General features: G+C 68.2%; 16 protein-coding genes and 1 pseudogene. 6 read left to right on the forward strand and 11 right to left on the reverse strand.

All coding sequences use genetic code 11. The features are described 5' to 3' along the window. Positions 1–6: 6 nt before the first annotated feature. Positions 7–4,164, forward strand: a complete 4,158-nt coding sequence (locus tag ABD466_RS18375; RefSeq protein WP_344658301.1) for a helix-turn-helix domain-containing protein — start codon at positions 7–9, stop codon at positions 4,162–4,164. A gap of 153 nt (positions 4,165–4,317) precedes the next feature. Here the strand turns inward: ABD466_RS18375 and ABD466_RS18380 are convergent, their stop codons facing one another. The 5 genes and pseudogenes from ABD466_RS18380 to ABD466_RS18400 all read right to left on the reverse strand — a co-directional run bounded on the left by ABD466_RS18380 (position 4,318) and on the right by ABD466_RS18400 (position 7,494). Beyond that, positions 4,318–4,770, reverse strand: coding sequence for a flavodoxin family protein (locus ABD466_RS18380; RefSeq protein ID WP_344658302.1), 453 nt, complete (start codon positions 4,768–4,770; stop codon positions 4,318–4,320). Positions 4,771–4,971: 201 nt separating this feature from the next. Continuing rightward, positions 4,972–5,199, reverse strand: a pseudogene (locus ABD466_RS18385) (flavodoxin family protein); the annotation flags it as partial. A gap of 8 nt (positions 5,200–5,207) precedes the next feature. Continuing rightward, positions 5,208–5,789: an alpha/beta fold hydrolase gene (locus tag ABD466_RS18390; protein WP_344658303.1), complete on the reverse strand. Its 582-nt coding sequence runs from the start codon at positions 5,787–5,789 to the stop codon at positions 5,208–5,210. Continuing rightward, a complete protein-coding gene (locus ABD466_RS18395; RefSeq protein WP_344658304.1) occupies positions 5,786–6,583 on the reverse strand; it encodes a CHAD domain-containing protein in 798 nt (265 codons plus the stop codon). Before ABD466_RS18395 ends, ABD466_RS18390 begins: the two co-directional genes overlap by 4 nt. Further along, complete coding sequence (locus ABD466_RS18400) at positions 6,580–7,494, reverse strand: hypothetical protein (protein WP_344658305.1); 915 nt, start codon at positions 7,492–7,494, stop codon at positions 6,580–6,582. The genes ABD466_RS18395 and ABD466_RS18400 overlap by 4 nt, the downstream gene beginning before the upstream one ends. Before the next feature lie 39 nt (positions 7,495–7,533). Between ABD466_RS18400 and ABD466_RS18405 the strand changes: the two genes are divergently transcribed. Next, positions 7,534–8,313 (forward strand): cyclase family protein, encoded by a 780-nt coding sequence (locus ABD466_RS18405; protein ID WP_344658306.1) that lies wholly within the window; start codon positions 7,534–7,536, stop codon positions 8,311–8,313. Beyond that, on the forward strand, positions 8,310–9,971 hold the full coding sequence (locus ABD466_RS18410; protein WP_344658307.1) for a thiamine pyrophosphate-binding protein: 1,662 nt from the start codon (positions 8,310–8,312) through the stop codon (positions 9,969–9,971). The genes ABD466_RS18405 and ABD466_RS18410 overlap by 4 nt, the downstream gene beginning before the upstream one ends. 19 nt (positions 9,972–9,990) lie before the next feature. Here the strand turns inward: ABD466_RS18410 and ABD466_RS18415 are convergent, their stop codons facing one another. The 4 genes from ABD466_RS18415 to ABD466_RS18430 all read right to left on the reverse strand — a co-directional run bounded on the left by ABD466_RS18415 (position 9,991) and on the right by ABD466_RS18430 (position 14,771). Next, positions 9,991–10,917 carry a carbohydrate ABC transporter permease gene (locus tag ABD466_RS18415; protein ID WP_344658308.1) on the reverse strand — a complete coding sequence of 309 codons (927 nt, stop codon included), beginning with the start codon at positions 10,915–10,917 and terminating at the stop codon, positions 9,991–9,993. Between the two features lie 19 nt (positions 10,918–10,936). Continuing rightward, on the reverse strand, positions 10,937–11,884 hold the full coding sequence (locus tag ABD466_RS18420; RefSeq protein WP_344658309.1) for a carbohydrate ABC transporter permease: 948 nt from the start codon (positions 11,882–11,884) through the stop codon (positions 10,937–10,939). A 103-nt stretch (positions 11,885–11,987) separates the two neighbouring features. Continuing rightward, positions 11,988–13,469: an N-acetylglucosamine/diacetylchitobiose ABC transporter substrate-binding protein gene (gene ngcE, locus ABD466_RS18425; RefSeq protein ID WP_344658310.1), complete on the reverse strand. Its 1,482-nt coding sequence runs from the start codon at positions 13,467–13,469 to the stop codon at positions 11,988–11,990. 210 nt (positions 13,470–13,679) lie between these two features. Then, positions 13,680–14,771 (reverse strand): N-acetylglucosamine kinase, encoded by a 1,092-nt coding sequence (locus ABD466_RS18430; protein ID WP_344658311.1) that lies wholly within the window; start codon positions 14,769–14,771, stop codon positions 13,680–13,682. Positions 14,772–15,143: 372 nt separating this feature from the next. Between ABD466_RS18430 and ABD466_RS18435 the strand changes: the two genes are divergently transcribed. Then, entirely contained in the window at positions 15,144–16,211 is a 1,068-nt protein-coding gene (locus tag ABD466_RS18435; protein WP_344658312.1) for a LacI family DNA-binding transcriptional regulator, read from the forward strand. Here ABD466_RS18435 and ABD466_RS18440 read toward each other — a convergent pair. After that, positions 16,180–16,371, reverse strand: a complete 192-nt coding sequence (locus tag ABD466_RS18440) for a hypothetical protein (protein WP_344658313.1) — start codon at positions 16,369–16,371, stop codon at positions 16,180–16,182. The genes ABD466_RS18435 and ABD466_RS18440 overlap by 32 nt on opposite strands. 23 nt (positions 16,372–16,394) lie before the next feature. Here ABD466_RS18440 and ABD466_RS18445 point away from each other — a divergent pair, with 23 nt between their 5' ends. Beyond that, the gene (locus ABD466_RS18445) at positions 16,395–16,994 is read left to right on the forward strand and encodes an HIT family protein (protein ID WP_344658314.1); all 600 of its coding nucleotides are present in this window, start codon (positions 16,395–16,397) and stop codon (positions 16,992–16,994) included. A gap of 214 nt (positions 16,995–17,208) precedes the next feature. Continuing rightward, on the forward strand, positions 17,209–17,619 hold the full coding sequence (locus ABD466_RS18450) for a hypothetical protein (RefSeq protein WP_344658315.1): 411 nt from the start codon (positions 17,209–17,211) through the stop codon (positions 17,617–17,619). A gap of 22 nt (positions 17,620–17,641) precedes the next feature. Here ABD466_RS18450 and ABD466_RS18455 read toward each other — a convergent pair whose 3' ends face one another. Continuing rightward, entirely contained in the window at positions 17,642–17,929 is a 288-nt protein-coding gene (locus tag ABD466_RS18455; protein WP_344658316.1) for a hypothetical protein, read from the reverse strand. Between the last annotated feature and the right edge of the window lie 308 nt (positions 17,930–18,237).

The following is an 18,237-nucleotide window of genomic DNA, read 5'->3' on the forward strand; positions in this document are numbered from 1 at the left end:
TGATGCTTGCAGCATGAACGGCATGGCGGCCTGTGCGAGGAGCTGCGGCCGATCGCCTCGATGACGCGCGGCGCCATCACGACGTACGCAAAACATAACCCTGCGGGTACAGGGTCTCGTCGGATTCGCGATCAGGCGACCGCCGGCGTTGACGTCGTGTGGTATGACAGTCGCGTGACGTCACCGCGCAATCTCACTGCTCAGCAGCTCGCGGCAGCACTTGGCAAAAGCGAGTCGACGGTCAACCGCCTTGCTCGAAACGGAGACATCCCGTACGACCAAACGACCAGCGGACGTCGGTTCGATGCTGACGAAGTGAGAAACGCGCTCGAACAGCGTGAGCGCGCGCCGGTCGCGCCGCCCGCCCGGTCACGGGGTATGGGCGGTTGGTTGACCGACGCACTCGACCTCGAAGCATGGGCAGAGCGCAAGGGCGCCGAAGACGAACTCCCAACCTTGGTGCGGAAATTGGTCGCTGGCTCAGGCGCCACGCTTAAGCGACTCGAGATGCGCACGGACGAGGGCGTTCGCCTGCCGGGCTGGGACGGCCTTGCAGAGGCTGTCGTAGGGACGGCGCACGTGCCTGAGGGCCTTTCAGTATGGGAAATGGGTGCCGGAGACGACCCTATTTCGAAAGCAAACAGCGACTACGCCAAACGTTCTGGCGATCCTCTAGGGCTGAACCCTGCGGACACGACCTTCGTCTTTGTCACTCCTCGGCGTTGGGGAAGCCGTGAAGTCTGGGAGCAGGAGAAGAAGGGTGAGAAGATCTGGAAGGACGTGCGGGCGTACGATGCCGACTCGCTCGCGCACTGGCTTGAGACGCTGCCGGCGGTTCACGCAGATGTAACACGGATGCTTGGTCGCGATCCAAGCGGCGGCGACACGGTGCCCACGGCCTGGTCGAAGTGGTCAGGAGAGACCATTCCGCCACTTTCAGCTGATCTACTGACCGCTGGGCGATCTGCAGAGGTCGAGGCAGTACAGTGCCTCATCCAGTCCTCGCCGACTTCGCTATGGGTAGCGGCGGACTCAGTGGATGAGGCGTACGGGTTCATTCTCGCAGCCTTGGTCTCCACATTCGACGCGCAGGGTGCGGCATTGGAGACCCGGGCGATGGTGGTCAACACCGCCCAAGCCTGGGAAGAGGTACTCACCAAGGCTGGTGATCGATTCCCGCATATCCTTGTACCGCGGTTTCCCCAGCCTCAAGTGACGCGCGCTGTTGCCGCTGGTCATCGCGTTATTGTCCCGATTGACAGGATGACACGCCCCGGAGGCGACACTGTCACTCTGAAGCGCCTCAGTCGCAGCACGCTCTATGGCACCTTCGTTGCAGAAGGTTTCAGCACGCAGCAAGCGGTTGAAATGTCCCAGCTTGCACGGCGCAGCGTGACGGCGTTTCGTCGCCGCTACGCCTCAGACGGCACTGCTGCACCCGCGTGGGCTCAACCGGAGACTACGACAAAGCTCGCGTCGATCGTTCTGGCAGGTGCCTGGCATGAGAACGATTCCCTCGAAGCAGGTAATTCACAGCCGTATAGTGCTGATGAAGAAGTGCTCAGCACGCTGGCCGGCCAGCCTTACCCTGAAGTCAGCGCACTATGCGCACGCTTGGCGACCGAACCTGATCAACCAGTCGGTCGCGTAGGAAACGTTTGGTACTTCGTGTCCAAGCTAGACACTTGGCTCCTTGCGTCCCCGAGCATCACAATGGATCAACTTCGTCGCTTCAAAGAAGCGACAACGACTGTCCTTTCAGAACTCAACCCATTGCTTCGAGTGGATCCAGCTGACCGCTGGAAAGCGGCTACTAACTATATTGGTCGAAAGTACTCTGGAGAACTTCGCGCGGGCATCGCGGACAGTCTCGCGATGATCGCAGTACACACTGGCGATGCATTGCTTGCTGGCAGGAATCAAGGTTCGGTGTTTGTTGGCAATCTTGTCAAGGAGATCCTGCACAAAACAGACAGTAGCGAGGCGGCAGAGCTGCTCGTGTCACTGTCTGACGTCCTGCCCTCGATCGCTGAAGCGTCCCCGGACAGCTTCCTCGAAGCCGTGGATTCGTTCGTGGACGGCGGCCAACCATCATTCGTGTTCGACCCAGAGACTGAGAGCGCGCTTCTTGCAGGCCAGCCGCCACACACTGGGTTGCTGTGGGCGCTTGAGGTGCTTGCATGGTCGCCGGACCACTTCGGTTCGGTAGCAGTCGCCTTGGCGCACCTTGCCCAATTGGATCCAGGTGGGAAGGCTGCGAATCGCCCCAGCCGGAGCCTGAGACAGATCTTTCAGCCGTTCGATCCACAGACAACCGTGGACGCGCAGACACGTTTCATGGTCCTTGACCATCTCCGGCAGACGACGCCCGAAGTGGCCTGGCAACTGCTGCTTAGTTTGCTTCCTGCGCCGCTCGCCATCGAAGACTATTCGTCTCAACCGCGTTGGCGTGACTGGCCGGCGGAAAAGCAGCCACCGACAGCAGATGAGCGACTACGGCATCCGGAGGAAGTACTCAGCCGGCTTCTGAAAGACGTCGGAACTGACGCATCCCGCTGGATCGAGATCATTCCAGCCTACCCGAATCTGCTGGCGCCGCTTCGAATCCAGCTTCTCGAAGGCATCGGCCGGTTGGAACCGACCGACTTCAGCGAGACCGACAGGACTCGGATCGCAGAAGCGCTGACTAAGGTCGTGCAGCCGCACCGTCGATTCGCATCCGCAAATTGGGCACTTGCATCAGATGACATCGATCCCCTCGAAATTGAACTGGCGCGTTTTCGGGTCCAAGACGCAACTGCACCTGACGCTTGGCTGTTCGCGCATACCGCCGCTGTTGGGCCATGGACCGGGGACTACGAGGCCGAACGGACAGAGATTGACAGGCGTCGTGAAACTGCCGTGGGCGAGCTAATCGCGAACATGGGAATGAACGGGGTCGTAGCCCTTGCCAGTGCTTGTGAACTCCCTGGACTCGTCGGAGTTGCGCTGAGTCGTACTGGGAGTGACCTCGACGAGGAGGCGTTCTCTTATATCACTTCGAACGAGCCCAGCCTGCGCCTATTTGCCGCTGGCTATATTTCAGGGCGATTCGAGGCGGACGGTTGGACATGGGCTGCGGATCATCTTGTCAGAGCAGGAACATGGGATGATGAGAAGGCGATCGGTTTTCTTCTTGCCCTCCCCGCGGATGAAACGACGCTCCTGGCCGTACAAACTCTCGGACAGGGTGTACAGGACGGCTTCTGGGATCGGGCTCATCCCCTTCGCTTCAGGGATCCTGCGACGTACGAGATCGCGGCAGAGGCCCTGCTCGGCCGAGGACGTTTGCGCGACGTTGTCACGCTTCTGGCCTATCCGGCTCAGGCTGGGGCGGATCTCAACCCTGACTTGATCATGCGTGCTTTGGACGGCGCTTTGCCGTCCTCTGATAACAACGACACGGTCATGTTCACCCACGAGCTGAACATGCTGCTGGCCTATCTGGATAGGCAACCACAAGTCTCTATCGCTCAGGTTGCCCAGCTGGAGTGGCGGTACCTCCCGTTTCTGGAACGACCCAATCGGCCCGCCCTTGCCCTCCATAAAGGATTAGCTCAGGACCCTGATTTCTTCGTGACCGCCGTTGGAGCCGCCTTCCGGTCCGAGCATAACGAAGAAGAGAGATCGCTATCGCCTGCTGAGCTAGATCGAGCTACGCGAGCGTATGAACTCCTACGGACGTGGAAGACGGTACCGGGAGGCGAGACGGCTGAAGGAACGCTCAATCTCAGCGACTGGGTCGATCAGGCGTCGTCCATGCTAAAGGAGAGAGGGTTGCTTAGGCCTGGCATGAGCCAACTTGGCCAGGTGCTGGCCCATGTTCCGGAAGGAGCGGACGGCTCATGGCCGCCAGCCGAGGTCACCACAGTTATCGAGCGGCTTCGCAGTCCGGTACTCGAGGACGGTATCAAGGTCGGGTCCTACAACCGTAGAGGGTTTACATGGCGGGGCACGGAGTCGGGCGGCGAGCAAGAACGGCGACTTGCCGACCGGTATCGCGAATACGCCAAAAAACATGTCGCCGCGCCACGTACCAAGAAGCTGCTTAACCAAATCGCTGAAATGTGGGACTCGGAGGCTCAGCGAGAGGACATCAGCGCGGACCATCAGCAAGATTTCTAAGCTGGGCATACTCCCGGTTCCCGAAGTGCCGTCCCAGCAATGGCCGCACGGCAGCCTGGACTAGAACCGCGTGTGGGGGTCTCGCGGTTACGATCCCGATCGGCCAACGTTCTGGCGCCCAACCAAACAGCGTCAGTTTGCGTCCGCGGTGAGTCACTCCATGAGTCCGGCGGCGACCGTGGCCCCGAGTTCCCAGCAAGCTTCCAGATCAGCCTTTGTCGGCTCTCCGGTGAGGGTGACCGGTTGTGACACGCGCTTCCAGTCCATACCGTTCGCGATGGATTCGATCGCCCGCAACGCGCCGCTGGTATCGCTGTTGCCGTGGATGTAGGCGGCATAAGGGAGTTTCTTCGTTGCATCAAGGCACACGTAGAACACTTGGTCTAGAAAGTGCTTCAAAGCTCCGCTCATGTATCCGATGTTCGCTGGCGTCCCCAGGATCACCGCGTCCGCGCCCAGAACGTCGACCGCAGTTGCGGCGAGGGCCGCGCGACGCACCACTGCCACGCCCTCAATCTCCTCGTTGGTCGCGCCAGCCAGGACCGCCTCGAACATCGCCTGGAGCGTTGGCGAGGGGGTGTGGTGGACGATCAGCAAGGTGGGCATGGATCTGATCCTGCCATGACGCCGATGACGTCCGACGCGGCTCGGCCGTACCGGGCGGTCGGTGTCAGGCAAGCAGCCGTGCCGCTGGGCTCGGTGGGTAGACGCAAGACACCGCTGCTGATCGCGACCGGGAATGGGCAGAGGGCCGGCAGTAGCAGGCTGTCTGACCTGGCCTGATAGGCTGCGGTAAACCGTTCACTTCTGGTCGAAGAAGTGCTTGAGGGCTCCGCTCATATAGCCGATGTTCGCCGGCGTCCCCACGATCACCGCGTCCGCGTTCAGCACGTCGACCGCCGTCGCCGCCAGCGCCGGGCGGCGCACGACGTCCACGTGCTCGATCTGCTCGTCGGTGGCGCCGGCGAGCACGGCCTCGAACATCGCTTGCAAAGTCGGCGAGGGGGTGTGGTGCACGATCAGCAGGGTGGCCATGCGCGCGATCATGCCACGCTGGTCAGGCCGTCGAAGAACTCTCCGACGTCCGCGGCGAGCGCGTCCGGCACCTCCGCCGCCACGAAGTGGCCGCCGTGGGGGAACACGGTCCAGCGCCGAACCTCATACAGCCGCTCATACCAAGAACGCGGCGGTTCGCCCTCGGGGACGAGTGACTCGGTGAACACCGCCATCGCGGTGGGTACGCGGACCCGGTCGGTGGGGCCGATCTCGGTGCCGTGCCAGCGGTTGTCGTAGTAGTCGCGGGTCGAGGAGTTGATGGACTCGGTGGCCCACCAGATGGTCAGCATCGTCAGCAGGGAGTCGCGGCCGAAGGTGGCGTTCAGGTCGCCGCCGCTGTCGGCCCACGAGCGCCACTTGTCCAGGATCCAGGCGGCGAGGCCGGCGGGGGAGTCGTTCAGGCCGTAGCCGAGGGTCTGGGGGCGCGTCGACTGGACCTGCGTGATCTGCCCGGAAGTTGCGCTCCCGATCGTCGCCGGCCAAAGCGACGACGAGCGGCGGACGCTCGGGCAGTGGGCCCCGGGCGAGAGCGCGATCTGAGGGTCCTGAGCGCGGGTCCGCTGCGTCACAGCTCCTTGCGGGCCTTGCGCCAAGCCTTCCGCACCTGCTTGTCGAACTTCCTCGAGTCACAGCGCACCAGACCCAGCAGCACGCCGTACGTGAACGCGTTCTCTCCGGCCTGGTTCGCTCCCGCCGCGAGATCGGTGAGGGCCGTGGCCGTGACGACGCGGTCGTGCTCCTCCCCGAGCACGTCCGCGAGCGCCTTGATCGGCTTCGAAGGGTGCCCCAGCGCCTCGGCGGCGTACCGGGCCCGCCGGGTCGCCTTGCGGGCGTCGTGCATCGCGACGTCCCGCTCCGGGCCGTGCGGCATCGGCAACGCGGCGCGCATCCGGCGCCGGACCTTGCGGTGCAGCTTGCTGAGATCCGGTTTCCTCCCCGGCTTCGCCGACTCCGCATAGGCCTTCAGAGCCCTGACCAGCTCGTGGTAGCGCTCGGAGTCCAGCGTCTCGGCGACCACCGTGAGCGCCGACTCGTGGTCCAGCCCGAACACCTGCTCCACGCGCTCCCGCACCGGTCCGACCACCAGGTCCTCCGGCGTGCGGGCGAGCAGGCCGAGCACCACCTCGGCCATCACCTCGGCCTCGCGCGCCGGCCCCAGGGCGTCGCCGAGCCAGGCCAGCTCCCCGACCAGGTCGCCGCTGTCCGGCAGCACGTCGGCGAACGTGCGCAGGTTGGCGCGCAGCGTGCGGGCCGCCACCCGCATCTGGTGGACCGCGTCCGGCTCGTCGGCGCGGACCGCGGGCTCCAGTTCCTCCAGCTTCTCGGCCTTCGCCAGCAGAGAGGTCAGCAGGGCACTGCTCATGTCGTGAATCCCATGTGGACGTGGTCGTGGTGGGTCCGGTCGCTGAAGAACTGCGGGCCCGAGAGCTGCCGCGGCCCGCCGACGTTGTACGAGCCCAGCGCGGCGGCCCGCCGCATCAGGCCGTCGACCAGCGCGGGCGGCGTGGCGGGGTCGACGACGGCGTGGCCGTCGATGCGCCAGACGTCCACGGCGCGGCCGCGGGGATGGTCGCTGGGGCGGGTGGTGCCGAACACCAGGAGGGGGTGACCGGAGCGCACCACGCTCACGGTGAGTTCATGCTCTTTCGCCAGAGCCAGAAGCACATTGAGCACAGTGTCATGAACTTGGCCACTCCGCACGTCCGCTTGTGCGGCCGGAGGCAGCGAGATCCGCGGTTCGGCGAGCAGCGCCGTGGCCGCCGCGGTCGGCTTCGCGGCCGGCGCGCCGGGATCCGACGGGTGCACCTCGGTGACCCGCCAGCGCGGCGTGGCCTGCACCAGGCGCACGTCGAAAGTCCCCACGCTGGTCACCACCAGCACGCTCGCCGAGGTGTCGAGCAGGCCGCCGTACTGCGCGTCGTAGACCTGCAGATCACTGCGATTCACCTGGGCCGCGACGTGTTCGACGGCCACGGCCTTGATGTCCGGCTCCAACTCGCCGGGGTTCGGCGTCCAGAGCTTCGCCGGCGCGGAGGACGCAGGGCTCGAAGACGAAGGCTGCGGAGTGGAAGTCTGAGAAGGAGACGGCGCCGACGACGAAGAAGAGGCCGTAGTAGGGGAGGAGGGCGACGGCGACGAAGAAGAGGCGGAAGTCGGCCCGGCCACCGTCGGCCGCACGGGCGGCGTGGCCCCGCTCGAATGGTCACAGCCGGTCAAGGCCAGCTCACCGAGCGCCGCGACCGTGCCGGCCAGAATCGTCCGCCTTGTACTCATACCCTTCAGTATCCGTCACCCCCGCAGTACGGTGCGGGTATGACGCTGCTGGCCCAGCTGGCCGAGGCGGTCGCCGCCGGGACGGTCGAAGTCCTCGACCTGACCGCGCCGCTGTCGTCCGAGACGCCGATCCTGAACCTGCCCGCCCCCTTCTCCAACACCGTCCCGTTCGAGCTGCGCGAGATCAGCCGCTACGACGAGCGAGGCCCGGCGTGGTACTGGAACGACATCGTCACCGGCGAACACGTCGGCACCCACTTCGACGCCCCCGTGCACTGGATCACCGGCCGCGACGGCGAGGACGTCTCCCGGGTCGCCCCGCGCCGCCTCGTCGCCCCGGCGGTGGTCCTGGACGCGTCCGACCGCGCCGCCCAGGACCCCGACCATCTGCTGCAGATCGACGACGTCCGCGAGTGGGAGGCCGAGCACGGCCCGCTGCCCGACGGCGGCTGGCTGCTCTACCGCACCGGCTGGGACGCCCGCTCCGGCGACCAGGCCGCGTTCCTCAACGCGGACGAGACCGGGCCGCACAGCCCCGGCATCTCCGTCGACTGCGCGAAGTGGCTGGCCGAGCAGACCCCGCTGATCGGCGTCGGCGTGGAGACGGTCGGCACCGACGCCGGCGCGGCGCACGGCTTCGACCCGCCGTTCCCCTGCCACTCGTTCCTGCTCGGCGCCGGCAAGTACGGCCTCACCCAGCTGCGCAACCTCGACCGCCTGCCGACCCGCGGCGCCGTGCTGATCGCCGCGCCGCTGCCGATCGTCGGCGGCTCCGGCAGCCCGGCGCGGGTGCTGGCGCTCGTCGAGCGGGAAGGATGACCGGCGCGGGGCCCGCCGGCCGGCCCCCCACCGTCGCCGCCGAGGTCGGCCAGACCCTGCGCGAGGCCGGCGCCGAGGTGGTCTTCGGCGTGGTCGGCAGCGGCAACTTCCACGCCACCAACGCGATGGTCGCCGCCGGGGCGCGGTTCGTCGCGGCCCGGCACGAGGGCGGCGCCGCCACCATGGCCGACGCCTACGCCCGGGCCAGCGGCAAGCTCGGCGTGCTCTCGGTGCACCAGGGCCCGGGCCTGACCAACGCCCTGACCGGCATCGCCGAGGCGGCCAAGAGTCGCACCCCGCTGATCGTGCTCGCCGCCGAGGCCACCTCCCGGCTGTCCAACTTCTGGGTCGACCAGCACGCGCTGGCCCGCGCCGTCGACGCCGTGCCCCGCCGGGTCAACAGCGCGAAGTCGGCGCGCGCCGACACCCTCGCCGCCGTCGCCACCGCGCGCGCCGAGCGCCGCACCGTGGTCCTCAACATGCCGCTGGACGTGCAGGAGGAGGTGGTCGAGGCCGCGCACGGCTTCGGCCTGATCACCGGCCACAGCGTCGTCCACCCCCGCGAGTCCGACCTCGCCGCGCTGGCCGCGCACCTGGAGGCGGCCGAGCGCCCGGTGTTCATCGCCGGCCGCGGCGCGCGCCTGGCCGAGGCCGCCGGTCCGCTGCGGGAGCTGGCCGAGCGGTGCGGCGCCCTGCTGGCCACCTCGGCCGCGGCCCGCGGGCTGTTCCTCGGCGACCCGTTCGATCTCGACGTCAGCGGCGGCTTCGCCACGCCGCTGGCCGCCGAGCTGATCCGCGGCGCGGACCTGGTGGTCGGCTGGGGCTGCGCCCTGAACATGTGGACGCTGCGCCACGGCACCCTCGTCGGCCCGGACGCCGCGGTGGTCCAGGTCGACACCGAGCCCGGCGCGCTGGGCCGGCACCGCCGCCTCGGCCTCGGCGTGGTCGGCGACGCCGCCGACACCGCGCGCCAGGTCGCCGACCGCGTGACACGGAAGTCCGGCTACCGGACCGCCCGGATCGCCGAGCGCGTCGCCGCCGAGGGACACTGGCCGGAACTGCCGTTCGAGGACCTCTCCACGCCGGACCGGATCGACCCGCGCACGCTTTCGCGCGAGCTCAACAGCCTGCTTCCCGCGGAGCGCACGGTGGCTGTCGACTCGGGGAACTTCATGGGGTACCCGGTGATGTACCTGGACCTGCCGGATGCCGAGGGGCTGGTGTTCACCCAGGCGTACCAGTCGATCGGGCTGGGCCTGGCCACGGCGATCGGCGCCGCGGTCGCGCGGCCCGATCGGCTCACGGTCGCCGCGCTCGGCGACGGGGGCGCGCTGATGTCGGCCGCGGAGCTGGAGACGGCGGTGCGCGAGGGGTTGGGGATGGTCATCGTGGTCTACAACGACGCCGGTTACGGCGCCGAGGTCCACCACTTCGGACCGCACGGCCACGACCTGGGCACCGTCACCTTCCCGGACACCGACATCGCCGAGATCGCCCGCGGCTTCGGCTGCCAGTCCGCGACCGTGCGCTCCCCGGCCGACCTCAAGGCCCTGACGGCCTGGCTGGCCGGACCTCGCGACCGGCCGCTGCTGCTGGACGCGAAAGTGGCCGCGGAACAGGCCTCCTGGTGGTTGGAGGAGGCCTTCCGCGGCCACTGAGGGGGAGGAAGCCCGAGCCCTACTTCAGCGTTCCCGCCGTCAGTCCGGCCTGCACCTGGCGCTGGAAGGACAGGTACACCACCAGCACCGGAATCATCGCGATCGTCATACCAGCGAACAGCGCGGGGTAGTCGCCGCTGTAGCCCTGGTTCACCATCAGCGTGACCAGGCCCTGCGACAGCATCTGGTGCGCGTCCTCGCCATGCTGGGACTGCATCAGCACCACCGGCAGCAGGTACTGGTTCCACTGGCCGAGGATGTTGAAGATGCCGACGCTGATCAGGCCCGGCTTGGCCATCGGCAGCATCACCTGGAAGAACGCCCGGGTGTGGGAGGCGCCGTCGATCAGCGCCGCCTCGTAGACCGCCGACGGCAGCGTCCGGAAGAACGCGTGCAGGAAGAACACTGTGAACGGCATCGAGAAGGCCACGTAGACCAGGACCAGGCCCTGGTACGTGTTGAGCATGTGCAGTTTGCTCACCTGGAAGAACAGCGGAACCAGCGCCAGGTACACCGGGAGCATGACGCCGCTGACGAACAGGTAGTAGATGAAGCGGTTGCCCCGGAACTGGAACCGGGCCAGCACGTACGCCGCCATGCCGCCGAACAGCATCGTCAGCGTCACGGAGAACACCATCACGATGACGGTGTCCTTCAGGTACGTGCTGATGCCGGTGGACCAGGCCCGGCGGAAGGAGTCGATGGACCACTCGTGGGGCCAGGACCAGGCGCTGCCGTTGAGTTCGCTGGTGTCCTTGAACGCGCCGAGGACCACCCAGATCACCGGGCCCAGCACCAGGATCGCCCACACGACGAGGAAGCCGGTGCCGAACACGTTCAACGTCGCGCCGGATTCGGCGAACCGCCGTGAGCGGTCGCCTCTGGCGGCCTGTCCGCCCGGGGCTCTGGAGGTCTCGGGCGACGTCTGCGTCATATCCGCTGCCATGTCGTCTTCTCCTAGGCGCTCAGTACTCGAGGCGCTCGCGGCGCGTCAGGCGCAGGACGACGAGCGAGAGGATCAGGGTGATGAAGAAGATGACGACGCCCATCGCGCAGGCGTAGCCGGCATTGCCGAGGCGCTGGAACTGCCGCATCAGGTATGTCGACAGCACCTCGCCGTGCCCGTCCGGGCCGCCGCCGAAGTAGGAGCCCGGGGTCAGGTTCGCCACGAGGGCGAAGGCGTCCATGGCGGCCACCGCCAGGTACACCCACGCCGTCTGTACCGAGTCCCACAGCAGCGGCATGGTGACCTTGAAGTAGGTCTGGGCGCGTCCGGCCCCATCCAGCAGCGCCGCCTCGTAGTAGTCCCTCGGGATCTGCTGCATGGCCGCCGAGAAGAGGACCAGGTAGAACCCGACCCACTGCCAGATCAGGACGAACATGATGCACCACAGCACGAACGTGGTGGAGTTCAGGAACTCCCACGGGTGGTTCGCGTCGGTCAGGCCGAGCTTGATGACGATGCCGTTGAACAGGCCGGCGCTGTTGGTCTCGAAGGCGGCCTGGAACAGGATGACCAGGATCGCGACCGACAGCACCTGCGGGAAGAAGAACACGACGCGGTAGAACCCCGAGCCCCGGATGCCCTTCACGCCGCCCAGCCCGCCGCGCCGCCCGCCGACGTTCAGCATGAACGCGAAGAACATCGCCAGGATGATCGTGATGGTCGGGAAGAAGATGAGCAGCAGCAGGTTGTGCCACAGCGCGTGCAGGAAGACCGTGTCGTGGAAGAGGTTGACGTAGTTCTTCAGCCCCACCACCTTGCTCGGCGGCGCGACGCCGGACCAGTCGGTCAGCGAGTAGCCGAAGGTCTCGATGTAGGGCCAGATGACGAAGACGATGTAGACCGCGAGCGGCCCCGCGAGGAACGAGGCGATGAAAAGCCGTTCTCTGGTCTTCTTGCGCAGCCGCATGGCGCGTGCTCCCGGGCTGTGGAGGGGTCGGACGAGGGACGCGGCGCGTGGACGGCCGGCCGGGGGACCCGGTCGGCCGTCCACGGCGCACGCGGAGGGGCCGTCAGGTGGTCGGCCGCTTGAACTTCTGCACCGAGGAGTCGGCCGCGCACTTGTCGGCGGCCTTCTGCGCGCGGGTGATGAACTCGTCCGGCTTGATCTTGTTGGCCATGAGCTGGCTCATGGCGTCCTCGAGGTCGCTCTCGAACTGGGAGTACCAGTTGAGGTAGTACCAGGTGATGATCTGGCCGTTGGCCGCGCTGTACAGGTCGTTGCTGGACTTGGTGCCCGGCTTGAGCTTCGCGGCGATGTCCGGGGTGATCGCGTCCTTGACCACGGACAGCGAGTTCGCGTTCTGCGCGAAGGAGGCGCCGCCGGCCTTGGAGCACATGATGCGCAGGAACTCCAGGCCGCCGGCCTGGTTCTTGGCCTTGGCCGGGACGATGAACGGCTCGCCCGCGCCGGCCCGGATGGCGGTCCCCGGCATCTTGTCGCCGCTCAGCGACGGCATCGCGAACACCGCCATGCCGAAGTCCGCGGGGGTGGCGGCCAGCTGCTCGTTCTCCAGCCACGAGCCGCAGGGGATGACCGCGGCCTTGCCCTGGTTCCACTGGGTCTGCGACTGGATGTGGGTCAGGCCCTCGGTGCCGGGGAGCATGTAGCCCTTGTCCACCAGCATGTAGAGGGCGTCGACGGAGTTCTTGACCGCGTCGGACTTCCAGGCGTTGGGCTCCAGGTTGTCGATGGCCGTCATGGCGTCCGGGCCGCCGTTCTTGGCGACCATGTCCATCAGCGGGACCATCATGTAGTACGGGTACTTGCCCTGGTGGCAGAACGGCGCCATGCCCGTGCCCTTGATGGTGGCGCACAGGGTCATGAAGTCGTCCCAGGTCTTGGGTATCTGCCAGCCGTTCTTCTGGAACAGCGTCGAGGAGTACCAAAGGCCCCACACGGTGAACGCGTAGTTCAGCGAGAACATGCTCGAGCCCAGCAGGCCGATCTCCACGGTGCCCGGGAGCAGGGTGTCGCGCACCTTCTTGCTCGGGTCGTCGATCGAGGGCGCGTCGAGCAGCTTGTCCAGGTTGGTCAGCTGGCCGTTCTTGTTCAGGACGTCGAGCTTGATCTGCTTGGCGCCGGAGTCGTCGATGACGTCCGGCGGGCTGCCGGCGTTGAACCGGGGCTGCAGGTCGCCGGTGACGTCCTGGGCGCCCTTGTGCGTGACGTTGGCGCCGGGGTGCGCCTTCTTGTACTGCTCCTCGAAGGCCTTGGCGTAGTCGTCGCCGTAGCCGCCCTTGAAGACGTACACGTCCAGCGGGTCGGAGTCCTTCACGCCGAAGGGGTTCTTGGGGTCGGCCGAGCTGCTGCCGCCGCTGGAGGTCGAGCCGCCGCCGGAGCTGCTGCCGGTGGTGGACTTCGGGGCGCTGCCGCTGCCCGCCGCGCAGCCGGCGGCCAGGGCCGTGCCGGGGGCGGCGATGGCCGCGATCGCGGCCGAGCGGAGCAGCATCTGCCGGCGGGAGACGTCGGCGGGCAAACCGTGTTCGGACACTGTGGGTCTCCTGATCGACGAGGTGCGGACGCCGGAGGCTCCGGCTGGTGAGGGAGGTGCGCTCGTGCGGTGTGGTCAGGTGATGCGAGTACTTGGCGGTGCTGTGGTGCGCGGTGCGTAGCGGAGGGTTCCCGCAGAGTGCTGTGCGTGCTCAGCGGTGCGTTGCGTGCTCTTGTTTGCTCGAGTTGCTCGGTAGGGTCTCAGATTTTGTCAGCTCGCGGTAGATACCGAAAACAATCGCTCACGGATCGCCGGGGCCGGGGTGGGCCCGGAGCGGTCCAGCGCCAGCCAGACCGCGGCCGCCGCCCCGTCGAGCGCCGGGGTCACCGTCGCGTCCGGCCAGCGCTCCCGCAGCGCGGCGCGGACCCGTGCGGCGACCGGGGTCGGGTTGGTGAGGATGCTTCCGGCCACCACGATCGGCGTCGCCGCCGCCGGATCGCGGACGACGGCCAGGGTCGCGGCCAGGTGCGCCGCGGCGCGGTCGACGATGGCTTCGGCGACCGGGTCGTCCGCCGCGCAGGCGGTGGCCAGGAGCGGGGCCAGGCGGGCGAGGTTCGGCGGGGGCTGGGACATGACCGCGGTGACGAGGTCGCGGGCGGCTACGGCGGGTCGGGGACGGGGGGTGGCGGAGATGGTTCCGGCGGTGGAACCAGGGGCGGAACCGGTCGGTACGGCGTCGGTCACGGTCGACGCTGAATCGGTACCCGAGCCCCGGTCGCGCAAAAGCAACGATTCGATCACGAGGCCGGTGAGCACGGTGGGCGGGCCCTCGCCGTCCAGTTCCGCCATGGCGGCCATCACCGCCTGCCGGCCGAGCCAGAATCCCGAGCCGCGGTCGCCGAGGAGCCAGCCGTGGCCGTCGGAGCGGGCGGCCATCGCCCGGTCCTTGACCGCGATCGCCACCGCTCCGGTGCCGGACAGCAGCAGGGAGCCCTCGGGTTCGTCGGTGCCGGCGACGTAGGCGATCAGCGCGTCGCCCTCGTACTCCACCGGGCACGTGACGCCGGCCTCGGCCCACACGCGGACGAAGGCCTCACCGCCGGGCAGATCCTCGCCGCTGCGCAGGGCCGCGCCCCCGGCGAGGCCGACGACGGTGTAGCGGACGTCCGCGGGATCGAGTCCGGCGAGCGCCTGACCGACCGCGTCGGCCAGCGCGGCGGCCGCCTGGCGCGCCCCCAGGCCGGTCGGGTTGCCCCCGGCCGCGAGCCCGGCGCCGCGCCGCACGCCGTCGGCCGTGGCCACCAGCGCCCGCGTCGACGTCCCGCCGACGTCGAGCCCCAGCACCAGCGCGTGGTCGGTCATGTTCGGTGGTTCGCCTTCCGGATCCCGAGGTGGAACGTTTCAATTCCGCGTTGCGTGGAACTTAGAACCCGGATATTGCGACGTCAAGACCCCGACGGCAATCTAGAAGGTCTCAGCCCTGTAAAGGCGGAAAAGGCTGCGCAGGGGAAAGTGCCGCCGGTCCTTGAAACGTTCAAAAGGACTGGCGCCCCCTGGCGGCCTGTCTAGACCTGTGGCCGCCTCGGGTCCGACTCTGCCACAAGAAGGCGAGGCGGTCTAGACCGCCCGCCTCCGCCGGCGTCCGGTCCGTGGAAGCAGGATATTGACTCCGGCGAGAGGTGCCGTCTAGCCTCCTCGGCACACCGCCGGGCGGATCGGGAAAAAGGGGCGTGGGTGACGAAGAACGCGGGAATGCGGGACGTTGCCGAACTGGCCGGCGTGTCGGTGGGCACGGTGTCGAACGTGCTGAACCGCCCCGACGTCGTCGCCCCCGGGACGCGCGCCCGGGTCCAGGCGGCCATCGCCGAGCTGGGCTTCGTACGCAGCGAGAGCGCCCGGTTGCTGAGAGTGGGGCGGAGCCAGGTGCTGGCGCTGTTGGCGCTGGATCTGGCGAACCCGTTCTACGTGGAGGTGCTGAGGGGAGCCGAGCAGGCGGCCCGGGAAGCCGAGCTCGGCGTGGTGGTCGTGGACAGCGCGGGGAGCGCGGTCGCCGAGGCCGGGCAGCTGGCGCTGTTGGCTCAGCAGCGCGTGCGCGGGGTGATGGTGACGCCGGCGGACGGAAGTGGCGGGACCCTCGCGGAGTTCGGACGGAGCCGGATCCCTTATGTGCTCGTGGATCGGGAGGTTCCCGGCGGCGGGGTCTGCCGGGTGCTGGTGGACGACGTGGCCGGCGGGGAGATGGCGGTCGCGCACCTGATCGGGGCGGGGCACCGGCGGATCGGGTATGTCGCCGGTCCTTTGGGAGCGGCCGAGTTCCGCGATCGCTTGGTGGGGGCGCGGCGAGGGATCGGCGCCGCTGATGGCTGTGCGTCTCTTGCGGCTGAGGGCGTTCACGAGCCTGCCCGGCTGATGGTCATAGAGGCGCCGGGAGCGGACATCGCCGCGGGGCGCGATGCTGCGGCGCGGGTGTTGGGACTGAGCGCCGCGGAACGCCCCACGGCTTTGTTCTGCGGCAACGACTTGATCGCCTTGGGAGTTCTGCAGGCGCTGTTCGCCGCGGGCGTGGTCGTGCCGGCCGAGATGGCGATCGTCGGGTACGGCGACATGGAGCTGGCGGCGGGGGCGGTGGTGCCGCTGACGTCGATCCGGCTGCCGGCGGCGCGGTTGGGGCGGGCCGCCGCGGAGTTGTTGATCGAAGAGAGCGGACCGCTGGCGGCACAGCACGTGCACCGCGATGTGGTGTTCCAGCCTGAGCTGGTGGCGAGGGCTTCTAGTCTGCCGGTTCGTAGCCCGGGCAGCTGAGCACAGGAAGCCGCGGGTACTTGGGGAGACGGTCGTCCCACGCGGCGCGGGTGCAGCGGTAGTAGGTGGTGCCGCGGCGAGTCTCGTTCTTGTGGGTGTGGCGGCAGGCCGCGCACAGGCCCGGAGGCGGGGAACCAGGCGGGGTGGCGTCGGGGGTCATGGGGTTGATTATCCTGCTCGGTCATGAGCATGGAGCCGAGTGACTATGTGAAGCGGCTGCCGATCGGGCAGGCGATCCCGTTCGATGCCGATGGCATTCCGGGGTGGGAGATCTTCCCGTTCACGGGGGATCTGAAGGTCAAGCCGCTGGAGGAGCCGGTGCTGCCGGAGCCGCCCCGCAGGGGCGATCCGGGAGGCGAGCCGTGCTCGGTGTGCACGGCTCCGGACACGGACTACATCTGGAGCGATGAGCACTGGCGGCTGCGGACGTTCGACGCGGCGGCGATCCCGGCGCTGGTGATGCTGGAGCCGCGCGAGCACTTCGACATGGCGGACCTGCCGGCCGAGCGGGCCGCTGAGCTGGGGGCGTTGTTCCAGCGGGTGGAGCGCGCGGTGACGGCCCTCGGCGGGATCGCGCGGGTGCACGTGGCGCGATTCGGGGACGGGGCGTCGCACCTGCACTGGTGGTTCGCGGCGCGGCCGGAAGGGATGTTGCAGCTGCGAGGGTCCTGCCTGTTGATCTGGGAGGACGTCCTGCCGAAGGTCGACGCGGAGATCTGGGCGGAGATCAATCGGAAGATCGCCGCGGGGATGGCCGAGGGCGGCGGCGTGACGCACGTCTGAGGCGCCCGAGAAGGGGGCGCGCAGTGTGAAGCGTCATCCGAACGGGTGTCGTGGTGCGGTCCGGGGATCGGGCCCGGGTCAGGCTGGGTGTCATGCGAGCGCGCGATGGCATGCGGGTCCAGGCGGCCGAGGACGGGCCGTACCACGTCGCCGGCGGGAGTGGTCGGAGCCGAATCCAGGTCCGAAGCCGATGATGGTGAGGCGGCGAAGCGCCATGAGTATGGATCACATCGACAACACTCCCCCCGCGACCACGGACAACGCGGCGGACGTGGATATGCCGTGGGCCCCCCGCGACTGTGAATGGAGCGGCTCGGCGGCCGAAGCGCGGGCGCTGGCGTGGGCGGACGGCGATCCGCACAAGCTGGCCTGTGTGTTCCTGTACCGGAATCCGGACCCGTCGAAGAACCCTGCGAGAGAGAACGACTACAAGTTCCCGGTCGCCGACATCATCGATGGGGAGCCGAGGCGCGTCTTCCGCGCGGTGACCCACGCAGCGGGGCGGTTGGATCAGGCGGACATCCCGGAGGCCGATCGGGAGCGCGTACGGAATCGGATCACGCGGTTGTACCGGTCTGCGGCCAGGGCTTTCGGAGACCCTTCGATTCGAGCGCCCTGGGAGTAGGACCCGCTTGACGAAGGTGGGGCTACGGGGCCTTCTTGTCCGGGTTCCAGTCGCGGAGCCGGTTCATCGCCTCGTCCACGGAACTGCTGTCGACGGTGCGCGCCGTGACCGCCGGGTGCTGCGGGATGTCGGCCGCGTCCTCGGCGTCCTCGGCGTCCTCCCGTTCGGCGCGGCGCCGGGCACCGCGCGCGGCCAGCCAGCCGCCGTAGGCGATCGCGGCCAGCGAGGCCCAGACCATGGGGCGGTTCCACCACGACTTGCCGCCCTGCATGGCCACCGCCGAGGCGAGCACCGCGTGTGTCGCGTGCATGGGGATCCTCCGCTCGGTGTGTCGGAACCATGATTCCGTCCCGTTCCGGCGGGGACGGGTGCCCGGCGCGGGACACGCCACACGGTGCCCCGTTCGGGTGGCTGCGGGTGCGTCCGGGGAGGGGGCGGCCAAGGGTGGAGGAGTGGCGAGCGCGGCGGAGATCGGAGGTGGGGGCGGGGCGGATGACGCGGCCGGTGGAGCGGCGGCCGCCGCGCCGGCGATGCCGGAGACGCTGGTGGCCTGCGCATTCGGTGCGGCACTCGGCACGGCCGCGGCCGAGGGTGCGGCTTGAACGCGCGGACCGGCGC

This window comes from Catenulispora subtropica, from assembly GCF_039531675.1.
Classification (GTDB): Bacteria; Actinomycetota; Actinomycetes; order Streptomycetales; family Catenulisporaceae; genus Catenulispora; species Catenulispora subtropica.